The sequence below is a fragment of the Sphingopyxis sp. OPL5 genome, from assembly GCF_003797775.2.
In the GTDB taxonomy this organism is placed as follows: Bacteria; Pseudomonadota; Alphaproteobacteria; order Sphingomonadales; family Sphingomonadaceae; genus Sphingopyxis.
Genome location: NZ_CP060725.1, coordinates 3,076,724 through 3,090,113, shown reverse-complemented (window position 1 = coordinate 3,090,113; position 13,390 = coordinate 3,076,724). Strand labels below are relative to the sequence as shown.

General features: G+C 66.3%; 13 protein-coding genes. 8 read left to right on the top strand and 5 right to left on the bottom strand.

Annotation, left to right across the window (positions count from 1 at the left end):
- The first annotated feature begins 41 nt into the window (after positions 1 to 41).
- Positions 42 to 473: a TlpA family protein disulfide reductase gene (locus EEB18_RS14865; RefSeq protein ID WP_262407941.1), complete on the top strand. Its 432-nt coding sequence runs from the start codon at positions 42 to 44 to the stop codon at positions 471 to 473.
- Here EEB18_RS14865 and EEB18_RS14860 read toward each other — a convergent pair.
- Positions 470 to 1,180 (bottom strand): IclR family transcriptional regulator, encoded by a 711-nt coding sequence (locus EEB18_RS14860; RefSeq protein WP_187669009.1) that lies wholly within the window; start codon positions 1,178 to 1,180, stop codon positions 470 to 472. The two genes, EEB18_RS14865 and EEB18_RS14860, sit on opposite strands and share 4 nt — an antisense overlap.
- Before the next feature lie 118 nt (positions 1,181 to 1,298).
- Between EEB18_RS14860 and EEB18_RS14855 the strand changes: the two genes are divergently transcribed.
- The 7 genes from EEB18_RS14855 to EEB18_RS14825 all read left to right on the top strand — a co-directional run bounded on the left by EEB18_RS14855 (position 1,299) and on the right by EEB18_RS14825 (position 9,707).
- The gene (locus EEB18_RS14855; RefSeq protein ID WP_410468107.1) at positions 1,299 to 2,213 is read left to right on the top strand and encodes an SDR family NAD(P)-dependent oxidoreductase; all 915 of its coding nucleotides are present in this window, start codon (positions 1,299 to 1,301) and stop codon (positions 2,211 to 2,213) included.
- A complete protein-coding gene (locus EEB18_RS14850) occupies positions 2,213 to 3,049 on the top strand; it encodes a MaoC/PaaZ C-terminal domain-containing protein (protein WP_187140635.1) in 837 nt (278 codons plus the stop codon). Before EEB18_RS14855 ends, EEB18_RS14850 begins: the two co-directional genes overlap by 1 nt.
- Complete coding sequence (locus EEB18_RS14845) at positions 3,046 to 4,485, top strand: 3-oxoacyl-[acyl-carrier-protein] synthase III C-terminal domain-containing protein (protein ID WP_187140634.1); 1,440 nt, start codon at positions 3,046 to 3,048, stop codon at positions 4,483 to 4,485. Before EEB18_RS14850 ends, EEB18_RS14845 begins: the two co-directional genes overlap by 4 nt.
- A gap of 196 nt (positions 4,486 to 4,681) precedes the next feature.
- Positions 4,682 to 5,887 (top strand): acetyl-CoA acetyltransferase, encoded by a 1,206-nt coding sequence (locus EEB18_RS14840; protein WP_187140633.1) that lies wholly within the window; start codon positions 4,682 to 4,684, stop codon positions 5,885 to 5,887.
- A gap of 101 nt (positions 5,888 to 5,988) precedes the next feature.
- A complete protein-coding gene (locus tag EEB18_RS14835) occupies positions 5,989 to 7,185 on the top strand; it encodes a CoA transferase (RefSeq protein WP_187140632.1) in 1,197 nt (398 codons plus the stop codon).
- A 159-nt stretch (positions 7,186 to 7,344) separates the two neighbouring features.
- Complete coding sequence (locus EEB18_RS14830; RefSeq protein ID WP_187140631.1) at positions 7,345 to 8,556, top strand: acetyl-CoA C-acetyltransferase; 1,212 nt, start codon at positions 7,345 to 7,347, stop codon at positions 8,554 to 8,556.
- Positions 8,556 to 9,707: an acyl-CoA dehydrogenase family protein gene (locus EEB18_RS14825; protein WP_222943189.1), complete on the top strand. Its 1,152-nt coding sequence runs from the start codon at positions 8,556 to 8,558 to the stop codon at positions 9,705 to 9,707. Before EEB18_RS14830 ends, EEB18_RS14825 begins: the two co-directional genes overlap by 1 nt.
- A 293-nt stretch (positions 9,708 to 10,000) precedes the next feature.
- Here the strand turns inward: EEB18_RS14825 and EEB18_RS14820 are convergent, their stop codons facing one another.
- The 4 genes from EEB18_RS14820 to EEB18_RS14805 all read right to left on the bottom strand — a co-directional run bounded on the left by EEB18_RS14820 (position 10,001) and on the right by EEB18_RS14805 (position 13,390).
- The gene (locus tag EEB18_RS14820) at positions 10,001 to 10,336 is read right to left on the bottom strand and encodes a hypothetical protein (protein WP_056346084.1); all 336 of its coding nucleotides are present in this window, start codon (positions 10,334 to 10,336) and stop codon (positions 10,001 to 10,003) included.
- Positions 10,337 to 10,450: 114 nt separating this feature from the next.
- Positions 10,451 to 11,452 (bottom strand): NAD(P)H-dependent glycerol-3-phosphate dehydrogenase, encoded by a 1,002-nt coding sequence (locus EEB18_RS14815; protein WP_187140629.1) that lies wholly within the window; start codon positions 11,450 to 11,452, stop codon positions 10,451 to 10,453.
- A gap of 37 nt (positions 11,453 to 11,489) precedes the next feature.
- A complete protein-coding gene (locus EEB18_RS14810; protein WP_187140628.1) occupies positions 11,490 to 12,422 on the bottom strand; it encodes an alpha/beta fold hydrolase in 933 nt (310 codons plus the stop codon).
- Positions 12,423 to 12,538: 116 nt separating this feature from the next.
- Positions 12,539 to 13,390: an alpha/beta hydrolase gene (locus EEB18_RS14805; RefSeq protein WP_187140627.1), complete on the bottom strand. Its 852-nt coding sequence runs from the start codon at positions 13,388 to 13,390 to the stop codon at positions 12,539 to 12,541.

Genomic DNA, 13,390 nt, shown 5'->3' with positions numbered 1-13,390 from the left:
AAGCGAAGGGTGCGGGCGTCGAACGCTTCGTCCACCAGGTGATGCGCGAGAACAAGGGCAAGGCCGCCCCCGCCGCGACCTTCGTCGGCCCCGACGATGCGCCGACGACGCTCGCGGCGTTCCGCGGCAAGCCGTTGCTCGTCAATCTGTGGGCGACCTGGTGCGCGCCGTGTGTCGCCGAAATGCCGACGCTCGACAAGCTCGCCGCCGCGCAGGCCGACAAGCTCACGGTGATCGCGGTCGCACAGGATCTGCAGGGCGCCAAGGTCGTCGATCCGTGGTTCCAGACCGCGGGGCTGACGACGCTCCAGCCCTATCTCGACCCCGAAAACGGCCTGCTCCTCGCCTATAACAGCGCGCTGCCGACGACGATCCTTTACGATGCCGAGGGGCGCGAGGTCTGGCGCATCATCGGCGCGATCGACTGGCAGGGTACCGAGGCAAAGGCGCTGCTCGCCGAGGCCGGGGCCTAGGCGACCGCCGAGTCCGCCAGATCGACCAGCGCCCTACCCAGCGCGGTCAGGTCGGCCGATTTTCGGACCCCCGCGAAGCAGCTCGCCGACAGGCAATATTCGGCGCCGCGCTGCGGGATGACCGCCGCGAGCGTGCAGATGCCGATATGGGTATAGCCGTCGTCGACCGCGAAGCCGGTCCCGCTCGCAACCCGCACCTGCTCACGATAATCGGCGAAGGCGATCGCCTTTTCCCAGCGCACTGCGGCAAAGCGCCGTGCGACCTCCTCGTCGCCCGGCGCCTGCGCCGCCGCGATCGCGCGCCCGACGGCGCCGCCGCCGAGCGGCTGGCGCTGGCCCTGCGCGAGGTGGATGCGCAGCACCGCCTTGCTCTCGGCGTGCGCGACGAGTTGCAACCGGTCGCGCGACGCGACCTGCCACAGGCCGGTGGTCACTTCATGCGCCTGCGCGAAGCGCGCCATCAGCGGGCGCAGCCGGTCGATCATTCGCCGCGCATCGCCGTCGCGGAGCAGCCCCGCCCGCGCCCAGCCATCGGACAGACGATAGCGCTTGCCCGGCTGGTCGCGCACCACAGCACCTTCGGCGACCAATGTTCCGAGCAGGTTGAAACAGGAGGAGGCGCCGAGTCCGAGCGAGCGACCGATGTCCGACAGCGTGAGCGGATCGCTGTCGGCGAGCAGCCGCAGCACCGCGAACGCCTGAGACACCGACCGAACTTCACCTGCCACACGCGCCTCTTTTCACAAATATGAAATCACTATTCTTTATATTGAATATTCCGGAAAGCTCAACTAGCCGATCCTCAGCCAATCAAGGGAGAGTCGCATGGGTATGCTGGACGGCAAGGTGGTCGCGGTGACGGGCGCGGGACGCGGCGTCGGGCGCGAAATCGCGCTGCTCTGCGCGAAGGAAGGCGCATCGGTCGTCGTCAACGACCTCGGCGGCAGCGCCGAGGGCGAAGGCGCCGACCTGAGCCCCGCGCAGGAAACCGTCAACGACATCAAGGCCGCCGGCGGCAAGGCGCTGGCCAACGGCGCCAGCGTCTCGGACCCCAAGGGCGCGGCGAGCATCATCGAGGATGCGGTGCAGGCGTTCGGTCGCATCGACGCGGTGGTCAACAACGCCGGCATCCTGCGCGACCGCATCTGGCACAAGATGAGCCACGAGGATTGGAATGCCGTCATCGACGTTCACCTCAACGGCTGTTTCAACGTGTCGAAGGCCGCGACGCCCTATTTTCGCGACCAGCAGTCGGGCAGTTTTATCCACTTCACCTCGACCAGCGGGCTGATCGGCAATTTCGGCCAGGCCAATTATTCGGCGGCGAAGCTGGGCATCGTCGGGCTGTCGCAATCGATCGCGCTCGACATGGCGCGCGCCGGGGTGCGCTCGAACTGCATCGCGCCCTTTGCGTGGAGCCGGCTGATCGCGACGATCCCCGCGACCAATGAAGCCGAAGCGCTGCGTATCGAGCGCATGAAGACGATGACCGCCGACAAGATCGCCCCGCTCGTCGCCTTCCTCGCCAGCGACGCGTCACAGGAGGTGTCGAACCAGGTCTTCGGCGTGCGCAAGAACGAGATTTTCCTCTTCTCCAAGCCGCGCCCGATCCGCTCGATGCAGAAGAATGAGGGCTGGACGCCGCAGGCGATCGCCGACGAAATGCTGCCGGCGTTCCGCGGCAGCTTCGCCGACCCGGCCGAGCGTTCGGGAGACGTCTTCGGCTACGACCCGATCTGATGACGATCGACCCCGACAAGCTGCTGTCGATGCCGCCGATCGTCACGCGGCAGACGCTGACCAAGCGCGATACGATCCTCTACGCGCTCGGCGTCGGGGCGAGTGAACTCGACTTCCTGTTCGAGGAACGGCTGAAGGCGCTGCCGACGATGGCGGTGACGCTGGGTTATCCCGGCTTCATCTGGCGCGATCCGGCGCTCGGGGCGAACTGGCAAAAGGTGCTGCACGGCGAACAGTCGACGATCCTGCACGCGCCGCTTCCGGTCGAGGGCGAGATTGTCGGCTCGACGCGGATCGAGGCCTTGTTCGACAAGGGCGCCGACAAGGGCGCGCTGGCGCTGGTGGCGCGCGAGATCCACGACGGCGCGGGCACGCATCTGGCGACGTCGCGCGCGGTGACCTTCCTGCGCGGCGACGGCGGCTTTGGCGGATCGAGCGAGGGTGCGCCGGTGCCGCACCAGGTGCCCGACCGCGCCCCCGACAGCGTCTTGACGCTGACAACCGCGGCGAACCAAGCGCAAATCTATCGGCTGTCGGGCGACCTCAATCCGCTGCACATCGATAGCGACGTCGCGACGGGTGCGGGGTTCGACGGACCGATCCTGCATGGCCTTGCCACCTATGGCGTAATTGGCCGCGCGCTGCTCGCGGCGCGCTGCGGCAACGAACCCGCGCGCCTCAAGCGCCTCGACGGCCGCTTTTCGTCGCCGGTCTACCCCGGCGAAACGATCGAGACCTCGATCTGGGACGAGGAAGGTGGCAAGCTCGCCTTCCGCGCCCGCGTCGTCGAGCGCGACAAGATCATCTTCACCAACGGCTATGCGGAGACGGCATGAGCGAGTTCGGAATCCTGTCGTTCGGCGCCTATGTGCCGATCACCCGGCTGCAGCGCAGCGCGATCCACGCGACGAACGGCTGGTTCGCCGGCGGCCTGCGCGGGCTCGCCAAGGGTGAAAAGGCCGTCGCCAACTGGGACGAGGACAGCGTCACCATGGCGCTCGAAGCCGCACGCGATGCGCTGGACGGCATCGATCGGACCAAGGTCGAGCGCGTTGTCATCGCCTCGACCACCCTGCCCTTCGCCGACCGCCAGAATGCGGGGATCGTCAAGGAAGCGCTGAACCTGCCCGATGCGGTCGGCGCGCTGGACGTCGCGGGATCGCAGCGCGCGGCGACATCCGCGCTGCTCGCCGCGCTCGGCGGCAGCGAAACGACGCTGGTGACCGCCGCCGAAATCACCACCCCCAAACCCGCATCGGAGCGCGAGATGACCAGCGGCGACGCGGCGGCGGCGGTGCTCGTCGGCACCGGGGAACCGCTCGCCAAGCTGGTCGCCAGCCACAGCGTCACGGTCGATTTCGTCGATCATTTCCGCGAGGCGGGCGAAGCGCACGACTATGACTGGGAAGCGCGCTGGGTCCGCGACGAGGGATTCGCCAGGATCATGACCCCGGCGATCGCCGCTTTGCTGACCAAGGCGGGCGTGAAGGGCGACGCGATCGACCATTTCCTGGTGCCCGTCGCGGTCAAGGGCGTGCCCGAAATGCTCGCGAAAAAGGCCGGGGTTGCAGATAGCACGGTCGCCGACGCCCTCACCGCGACGCTCGGCCATGCCGGCGCCGCGCATGCGCTGGTGATGCTAAGCGCGGCGCTCGAAACCGCCAAGGCCGGCGAGCGCATCCTGCTCGCGAGTTTCGGGCAGGGCTGCGACCTGCTGCTGTTCGAGGTCACCGACAAGATCGGTTCGATCAAACCGCGGCTCGGTGTCTCGGGCTGGCTCGCGCGGCGCAACGAGTCGACGAACTACGCCAAATATCTGTTCCATCGCGGACTGCTTCAGCTCGACCGCGGTGCGCGCGCCGAGCATGACAGCAAGACCGCGCTGACCGCCTTGTGGCGCAACCGCAAGGCGGTGCTTGGGCTTGTCGGCGGGCGCTGTACCAAGACCGGGACGGTGCAATTCCCGAAGAGCGAGGTCAGCGTCAACGCCAACGACCATGCGGTCGGCACGCAGGAGGATTATCCGCTGGCCGAAGTGCCCGCCAAGGTGATGACCTGGACCGCCGACGCGCTCACCTACTCGCCCGACCCGCCGAGCTATTATGGCAATATCGACTTTGTCGGCGGCGGGCGCATGATGACCGAGTTCACCGATTTTGCGGGCGGCGCACTCGACGTCGGCGCCGATTTGCGGATGATGTTCCGCATCAAGGCGTTTGACGAGAACCGCGGGTTCCGCCGCTATTTCTGGAAGGCCGCGCCGGCGTTTTGATCCTTCTCCCCTTGAGGGAGAAGGATAGGGAGCCTTATCGCGAAGCGATGAGGCGGACTTGGATGAGGGGTTGTGAGCGAAGCTCGCGCGGTCCTTTGGACCGCAACCCCTCACCCAGCTACGACTAGCGAGCAAGCTCGCAAGTCTTCGCAACCCTCTCCCTCAAGGGGAGAGGGGGTTAGTTGGAGGTTTATTTATGGCCAAGGGTATCCGCGACAAGGTCGCCATTTTGGGCATGGGCTGCGCCAAGTTCGGCGAACGCTGGGACAAGGACGAAGACCAGCTCATGCTCGAAGCCTATGAAGAGGCGATGGCCGACGCCGGGATCGAGGCGAGCCAGATCGACGCCGCCTGGCTCGGCGCCGCGTTCGACGCGCAGAATATCGGGCCGAGCGGCATCCCGCTCGCGGTCGCGCTGCGCCTGCCCGACATCGGCGTTACCAAGGTCGAAAATTATTGCGCCAGCGGCACCGAAAGCTTTCGCGGCGCGGTCTATGCCGTCGCCTCGGGCGCGTGCGATATCGCGCTCGCGATGGGCGCCGAAAAGCTCAAGGACACCGGCTATGGCGGGCTGCCCGTCCGCACCCGCGGCACGACGCACGACATGGTCGGCATCACCGGCTCGGCGCCGGGCAATTTCGCCCAGCTCGCCAGCGCCTATCGCGGTGTCCATGGCGTCGGCAAGGACGACCTCAAGCGCGCGATGGCGCATGTCTCGGTCAAGAGCCATGCCAATGGCGCAAAGAACCCCAAGGCGCATCTGCAGAAAGCGGTGACGATGGAGCAGGTGCTGAACGCGCCGATGATCGCCGAACCGCTCGGCCTGTTCGACTGCTGCGGGGTCAGCGACGGCGCCGCCTGCGCGATCGTCACCACCCCCGAAATCGCCCGCGCACTCGGCAAGACCGACATCGTGACGGTGAAGGCGCTGCAGCTCGCGACCTCGAACGGGTGGGAGATGCAGGCGCAGGGCTGGAACGGCAGCTATTTCCACACCACGCGCGTCGCCGCGACCAAGGCCTATGACGAGGCGGGGATCACCGATCCGCGGTCGCAGCTCAGCCTGATCGAGGTTCATGACTGTTTCTCGGTCACCGAACTGGTGACGATGGAGGATCTGCACATCTCGAAGGAAGGCCAGGGCTGGCGCGACGTGCTCGACGGCTTCTACGATAGCGACGGCGCGATCCCGTGCCAGATCGACGGCGGGCTCAAATGTTTCGGCCACCCGATCGGCGCCTCGGGGCTGCGGATGATTTACGAAAATTACCTGCAGATTTTGGGGCGCGCGGGCGAGCGGCAGCGGCAGGATAGTCCGGTGTTTGCGCTCAGCCATAATCTGGGCGGCATGCCGAACCAGAATGTGTCGTCGATCGCGATCATCGGGCGAGCCGATGCCTGAGCTAATGCCGCTCCCCGGCGAAAGCCGGGACCCATGCGGCACCGGGCAGCCGTGGCTCCATGACGCTCTGGGCCCCGGCTTTCGTCGGGGAGCGGTGATGCATGTATAACCTCCTTCCCAATCTCTCGGTCATAGAGGCGTCGTCTTTCGTCGCCTCGCCGACGGCGGGCCTTTATCTCGCACAGATGGGGGCGGAAGTGATCCGCGTCGACCAGATCGGCGGCGGCCCCGATTTCCGCCGCTGGCCGGTCACCGAGAACAACGACTCCCTTTATTGGGAGAATCTCAACCGCGCGAAAAAGTCGGTCGCGCTCGACCTCGGCCGGCCCGAGGGGCGCGAACTGTTGCAGGCGCTGGTCCGCGCGACGGGCCAGTTCGTCACCAACTTCCCCGTCGGCGGCTTCCTGTCGCACGAGCTACTGGCGGAAGGCCGCCCCGACCTGGTCACCGTCCGCGTGATGGGCTGGGCCGACGGTTCGCCCGCGCTCGACTATACGGTCAACAATTCGGTCGGTTATCCGATGCTCACCGGTAATGGTCCCGAACCGGTCAATCATGTGCTGCCCGCCTGGGATCTGCTCACCGGCGCCTATGCCGCCTTCGCACTGATGGCGGCGATCCAGCGGCGCGCCGCGACCGGCGAAGGCGGCGAGGTGCGGCTGCCGCTCTCCGACATCGCGATCGGCACCGTCGCCAATCTCGGCGGCATCGCCGAGGTGATGTACGGCGGGGCGAACCGCCCGCGGCTCGGCAACGCCGTCTATGGCCTGTTCGGCCGCGACTTCGTGACGCGCGACGGGGAGCGGACGATGATCGTCGTCGTCACCCCGCGGCAATGGGCGAATTTGATCGCCGCATTGGATCTCGGCGACGCGGTCGCCGCGATCGAAACGGCGCGCGGCGTGTCCTTCGCCAAGGACGACGGGCTGCGTTTCGACCATCGCGACGCGCTCTATCCGTTGTTCGAGGCCGCCATCGCCGCGCGCGATCATGTCGACCTCGCCGCCGCCTTCGACGCGGGCGGGATCGTCCATTCGCCCTATCGCACGATGCTCGACGCCGCGAACGATCCCGCGCTCGTCGCGGACAACCCAATCTTCGGTGCGGCGGCCAACCCCAGCGGCTTTGCCTATCCCGCCGCGGGCGCCTTTGCGACTATTCCGCAGGCCGAACGCGTACCGCCCGCTGCGGCCCCGCGCAACGGCCAGCATAGCGAAGAAATCCTCGCAGAGCGCCTGTCGCTGCCGTCGGGCGAGATCGCGCGGCTGATCGACGCCGGTATCGTAGGTGTGATTTAGCATGCATCCCCACTCTTTCGTCACCCCGGGCTTGACCCGGGGTCCCGCTTTTTGGTGAGGATGATTGTCCATCGGGCAGCGGGCCCCCGGATCAAGTCCGGGGTGACGATGAAATTACCGCCCGACAGACTTTGACCGCCGTCCAATTCGGAGACTGACATGACCCTTCGCCGCGCCGCCATCGTCGCCCCCATCCGTACCCCCGTCGGCAAATTCGGCGGCGCGCTGTCGAGCCTGACCGCGGGCGACCTCGGCGCCGTCATCCTGAAGGCGCTGGTCGAACGCACCAAGATCGATCCGGCACGCGTCGACGACGTCGTCTTTTCGCAAGGCTATGGTAATGGCGAGGCGCCGTGCATCGGTCACTGGTCGTGGCTCGCCGCGGGCCTGCCGATCGAGGTGCCGGGCTATCAGCTCGACCGCCGTTGCGGATCGGGACTGCAAGCGATCGTCAACGCCGCGATGATGGTCCAGACCGGCATGTCCGACGTCGTCATCGCGGGCGGGGTCGAATCGATGTCGAACGTCGAACATTACAGCACCGACATCCGCAAGGGCGTGCGCGCGGGCAATCTGACGCTCCACGACCGGCTGACGCGCGGGCGCGTGATGTCGCAGCCGGTCGAGCGCTTCGGCGTCATCAGCGGCATGATCGAGACCGCCGAGAACCTCGCCAAGGATTATGGCATCAGCCGCGAAGCATGCGACGCCTATGCGGTGCGCAGCCACCAGAACGCGGCGGCGGCATGGAAAAAGGGCCTGTTCGACGACGAACTCGTGCCCGTCTCGGTGCCGCAGAAAAAGGGCGATCCGGTCATCTTCGACCATGACGAAGGCTACCGCGCCGATGCGACACTCGAAAGCCTCGGCAAGCTCCGCCCGCTCGAAGGCGGTGTCGTCACCGCGGGCAATGCGAGCCAGCAGAATGATGCGGCGGCGGCCTGCCTCGTCGTCGCCGAGGACAAGCTCGAGGAACTCGGCCTCGAACCCATCGCCTTCTATCACAGCTCGGCGGCGGCGGGCTGCGATCCCAGCCGCATGGGCATCGGCCCGGTTCCCGCGGTCGAACGGCTTTTCGCACGCAACGGCCTTGGCTGGAACGACATCGACCTGGTCGAGCTCAACGAGGCCTTTGCGCCGCAGGTGCTCGCCTGCCTCAAGGGTTGGGGCTGGTCGGAGGACGACAGCCGTATGGCGATGCTCAACGTCAACGGATCGGGGATCTCGCTCGGCCATCCGATCGGCGCGACCGGCGGGCGCATTCTCGCCAACCTGACCCGCGAACTGCATCGGCGCGGCGGACGCTACGGTCTGGAGACGATGTGCATCGGCGGCGGCCAAGGCATCGCCGCGATTTTCGAGGCAGCATGATGCAGGATTATTCGGACATCCGCGAAGAGGTCGCCAAGCTCTGCGCTCAGTTTCCCGGCCCCTATTGGCAGGCGAAAGACAAGGTCCGCGCCTATCCGAGCGAATTCGTCGCGGCGCTCGGCGAGGCGGGTTATCTCGCAGCGCTGATCCCCGAGGAATATGGCGGCGCGGGGCTACCGCTTTCGGCAGCCGCCGCGATCCTTGAGGAGATCCAGCGCCAGGGATGCAACGGCGGTGCGGTGCACGCGCAAATGTATGTGATGGGCACCGTGCTGCGCCACGGGTCGGAGGAGCAGAAGGCGCGTTACCTTCCGCGCGTCGCGACGGGCGAATTGCGGCTGCAGGCGTTCGGGGTCACCGAACCGACGAGCGGCACCGACACGCTGAGCCTCAAGACCGTCGCGAAGAAGGACGGCGACGACTATATCGTCAACGGCCAGAAGCTGTGGACCAGCCGCGCCGAGCATAGCGACCTGATGATCCTGCTCGCGCGCACCACCCCGCGCGAAGAGGCGGCAAGCCGCACCGAGGGCCTGTCGGTCTTCCTCGTCGACATGAAGGAAGCGCTCGCCGCGGGCACGCTGTCGATCCGTCCGATCGACACGATGATGAACCATGCGACGACCGAAATCTTCTTCGACAATATGCGCATCCCCGCCGCGAACCTGATCGGCGAAGAGGGCAAGGGGTTCCGCTACATCCTGTCGGGCATGAACGCCGAACGGCTGCTGATCGCCGCCGAATGCATCGGCGATGCCAAGTGGTTCATCGACAAGGCGAGTTCATACGCGAAGGAGCGCGTGCTCTTCGGCCGCCCGATCGGCCAGAACCAGGGTGTGCAATTCCCGATTGCGCGCGCCTATGCGCAGATGCGCGCCGCCGAACTGCTCGTCCACGACGGCATCGCCAAATATGAAGCGGGCGACAATGCCGGGGCCGAGGCGAATATGGCCAAGATGCTGGCCGCCGAGGCAAGCTGGGCGGCGGGCGAGGCCTGCATCCAGACGCACGGCGGCTTCGGCTTTGCCGCCGAATATGACATCGAACGCAAGTTCCGCGAAACGCGGCTCTATCAGGTTGCGCCGATCAGCACGAACATGATCCTGTCGTACGTGGCGGAACATGTGTTGGGGCTGCCGCGGAGCTATTGAAGGCGGCGGAGTGGGATGCCGATCCAATATCCTCCCTGTCGCGAAGCGATGGGGAGGTGGCAGCGGCGAAGCCGCTGACGGAGGGGCCGACGCCGTCAGGCGTCGTGCAACCTGTCGGCCCCTCCACCACTCGCTTCGCGAGCGGTCCCCCTCCCCATGGCCTGCGGCCACAGGGCGGATTTTAAACGTTCACGCTCGCCCGTGATGCCCAAGAGAAAGGGCGGGCGCCCCATGTGACACCCGCCCTTCCCTTGCGACCCAAGAGCGAGCCCTTGGGGAAGTCTTGCGAAAGCTTATCCGCCGACCGTCACGCGGCCGCTGCGATAGCCCTTCTTGCGCATTTCCTTGACATAATCCTTGTCGGCATCGACGACTTCAGTTTCCCATTCGTCCCACGCGTCCCAGCGGTCCTCGCGGTCGGTCGAATGGCGCAGGTCGCTGACCAGCTCCTTTTCGGCCTCGAGGATGTCGGCCTTGTAATTATACCAATATTGGTTGACGACGCCCGCGATCGGCGCGGTGCGGATGTGCGGCGTCTCGAACCCCGGCGGCTTTGATCCATAGGGCACGGCGGCGAGGGTGGTGGCCGGGAGAGCCACAAGAATAGCTAGGGTGGTCCACTTTTTCATCGTCCATCTCCTGATTGACACGCCCCGTTGCCGGGGGTCGGAACAGGAACGAGCCAGACCGCGATTTTCTTCGCAGCTTGACGGGGATTCGGAACGGCTCGCGGTGGAATCGCCTCAACCGGGATGCGCTTCGTCCCCCACCGACGATCGCAGCAGCCCGCGAAACACCTCCTGCGCGTCGCGTTTGCCCTGCGTCACGTCATAGACATCCTGCGCGATCGGCATCGCGAGCCCGTGTTTTTCGGCGAGCGCGATCACCGTCGGCGCGCTCTTCACCCCTTCGGCGACCATGTTCATGCCCGCGATGATCTCGTCGATCTTGCGCCCCTTGCCCAACTCGACCCCGACATGGCGGTTGCGGCTCAAGGGACTGGTGCAGGTCGCGATCAGGTCGCCCATGCCGGTGAGCCCGGCGAAGGTCTCGGCGCGCCCGCCCATCGCGACGCCCAGCCGCGTGATCTCGGCGAGCCCGCGCGTCATCAACGCCGAGCGGGTGTTGTCGCCTGCCCCCAGCCCGTCGCCCATGCCGACCGCGATCGCGATGATATTCTTGAGCACCCCGCCGAGTTCGCAGCCGAGCAGGTCGGTGTTGGTGTAGACGCGGAACAGGCCCGAGTGGAACACCGGCTGCAGCGCGCGGACGACGATCTCGTCCTCCATCGACAGCACGCTCGCCGCCGCCTGCCCGCTCATGATCTCGCGCGCGAGGTTCGGGCCGGTGAGGACGCCGACGGGATGGCCGGGGAGGATTTCCTCGATCAGCTGGGTCATGCGCTTGCCCGACGACAGTTCGAGGCCCTTGGTCAGGCTGATCACCGGAACCCAGGGGCGGAGATGCGCTCTGGCTTCTTCGAGCACGCCGCGGAAGCTGTGCGAGGGGACGCCCATGATGAGGACGTCGGCACCCGCGACGACCTCGGCCATGTCGTTCGTCGCGCGGAGCGCCGACGGCAGGGTGATGCCGGGGAGATATTTGCGGTTCTCGCGCGCGCTGTTGATGCTCTCGACCGTCTCGGCATCGCGCGCCCATAAAGTGATCGGCGCATTGCGCGACACCACCGACGCCACCGTCGTGCCCCAGCTCCCCCCGCCGAGCAGCCCCACCTTCAACCGCATGAACCTCTCCCTGTTTTTCGGGAGAGTGGCGGCTCAATCAGTGCTTGGCAAGAAAGCCCTTCATCACCGCGGCAGTTGCCTTGGGGTCCTCGATCATCGGGACATGGCCGACATGCTCGAAGATATGGCTCTCGCTCCCCGCGATCCCGGCTTCGAGCACCGGCACGCAGCTGACGTCGAGCAGCCGGTCATGGCGGCCCCAGATGATCTGCGTCGGCACCTTGACCTCGCCGAGCCGGTCGTTGAGCGGATGGTCGCGGCCCTCGGTCGCGATGACCCAGAAGATGGCGTCGAGCTGGTCGCGATATTTGAGCGCGTCCGCATAAAAGACAGGCTTGAGCCGCGGCGGTAGATAGGGCGGTTTATGGACCACCATCGCGACCAGCCGGTCGGCATCTTCCAGATTGGCGATGATGAGCGGGTTGTAATCCTCGTTCGCCGCCTGTTTCTGCAGGTCGCTTTCGTTCGCGCCGTTGACCCCGGCGTTGTCGAGCAGGGTCAGCGTCGCGAGCGCGTCCGGATAATCGATCGCATAGCGTAGCGCGATCCAGCCGCCCATGCTGTTGCCTGCGACATGCGGGCGGTCGAGGCCGAGCGCATCGGCGAATTGCTTGAGCCGCGCGGTCTGCGCCGCGATGTCATAGGCGAGCTGCGGGTTGCGCTCGTTCTGCCCGAAGCCCGGCAGGTCGGGCGCGACGATATGGTAGTCGCGCGTCAGGTAAGGCGCGATCATCGACCAGTTGTCCTTGTCGCCAGCAAAGCCGTGGACGAGCAGCAGCAAGGGTTTGGCGGGGTCGCCGCCCTCGAGGTAGGGCCAGTCGCGGCCGTCGACCGCGACGCTCTTCTGCACCGTGCCGCCGCGCTTGCGCAGCGCCCAGCGGGCGAAGGCGACAAGGCGACCGGGGAATAGGAAATAGAGCAACGCCAGCGCGATCAGCGGCGCGAAGATCAGGATGAGGAGGATACGCATGACTTTAAGACTGTCCTCTCAATCCGTTCGTGTCGAGCGTAGTCGAGACACTTATAGGGAGCGCGTGCCTTCGCGTGTCTCGACGACGCTCGACACAAACGCGATTTGGGGTGAGCTCAACGCGGCGGAACATGCGCGTCGAACCAGCCCACCAGATCGTCCAGCACCGCACCCTGTTCAGGCTCGTTGTAGACTTCGTGGAACAGGCCGGGATAGATTTTGAGAATCTTGTCCGCCGATCCGACATGGTCGAACAGATATTGCGACCCCGCGACCGACGCCAGGCTGTCCTTCTCACCATGCTGGAGCAGGATCGGCAGCGTGATTTTCGGCGCGCCGGCCTGCGCCGCAGCCATCGCGTCCATGAACTCCTTGCCGAGCCGCGCGCCGATCTTGCCGGTGTAGACCAGCGGGTCGGCGAGATAGGCAGCGACCACAGCGGGATCGCGGCTGACGCCATTGGCATCCAAAGCCAGCACCCCGAGCCGCGGGAAGAAACGCGACAGGAACCGGCTGATCCAGACGGTGAAGCGCGACGGCGGCGCGCCGGGGACGATCGCGGGTCCCGACAAAGCGGCGGCGACGAACGCCGACTGCCGCTCGATCAGGAACAGCGTCGAGATCAGCCCGCCCATGCTGTGCCCGAGCAGCAGCCGCGGCGTATCGCCATGGTTGACCTCGACGAGGGTCAGCAGTTCGGCCATGCCATCGGTGAACGCGGTAAAGCGCGGCACGAAGCCCGGCGTCCCGTCGGACCGGCCATGGCCCCAATGGTCGACCGCGTAGACGGCATATCCCGCATCGGTGAGTCGCTTCGCGACATGCTCATAGCGCCCGGCATGTTCGGCGTAGCCATGCGCGAGCAGCACGACCGCCTTGGGCAATCCGGCAGGCAGCCAGTGGGTGACGTAGAGCGCGGCCCCCGCGCCCGCCGACCCTTGAGGCAGAACGAGCGCGCCCGAGGCCAT

Excerpts from the sequence above, each read along its gene's own strand:
- EEB18_RS14865 (WP_262407941.1), top strand. The coding sequence starts at position 42 with ATGCGCGAGAACAAGGGCAAGGCCGCCCCCGCCGCGACCTTCGTCGGC.
- EEB18_RS14855 (WP_410468107.1), top strand. The coding sequence starts at position 1,299 with ATGGGTATGCTGGACGGCAAGGTGGTCGCGGTGACGGGCGCGGGACGC.
- EEB18_RS14850 (WP_187140635.1), top strand. The coding sequence starts at position 2,213 with ATGACGATCGACCCCGACAAGCTGCTGTCGATGCCGCCGATCGTCACG.
- EEB18_RS14845 (WP_187140634.1), top strand. The coding sequence starts at position 3,046 with ATGAGCGAGTTCGGAATCCTGTCGTTCGGCGCCTATGTGCCGATCACC.
- EEB18_RS14840 (WP_187140633.1), top strand. The coding sequence starts at position 4,682 with ATGGCCAAGGGTATCCGCGACAAGGTCGCCATTTTGGGCATGGGCTGC.
- EEB18_RS14835 (WP_187140632.1), top strand. The coding sequence starts at position 5,989 with ATGTATAACCTCCTTCCCAATCTCTCGGTCATAGAGGCGTCGTCTTTC.
- EEB18_RS14830 (WP_187140631.1), top strand. The coding sequence starts at position 7,345 with ATGACCCTTCGCCGCGCCGCCATCGTCGCCCCCATCCGTACCCCCGTC.
- EEB18_RS14825 (WP_222943189.1), top strand. The coding sequence starts at position 8,556 with ATGCAGGATTATTCGGACATCCGCGAAGAGGTCGCCAAGCTCTGCGCT.
- EEB18_RS14820 (WP_056346084.1), bottom strand. The coding sequence starts at position 10,336 with ATGAAAAAGTGGACCACCCTAGCTATTCTTGTGGCTCTCCCGGCCACC.
- EEB18_RS14815 (WP_187140629.1), bottom strand. The coding sequence starts at position 11,452 with ATGCGGTTGAAGGTGGGGCTGCTCGGCGGGGGGAGCTGGGGCACGACG.
- EEB18_RS14810 (WP_187140628.1), bottom strand. The coding sequence starts at position 12,422 with ATGCGTATCCTCCTCATCCTGATCTTCGCGCCGCTGATCGCGCTGGCG.
- EEB18_RS14805 (WP_187140627.1), bottom strand. The coding sequence starts at position 13,390 with ATGGCCTCGGGCGCGCTCGTTCTGCCTCAAGGGTCGGCGGGCGCGGGG.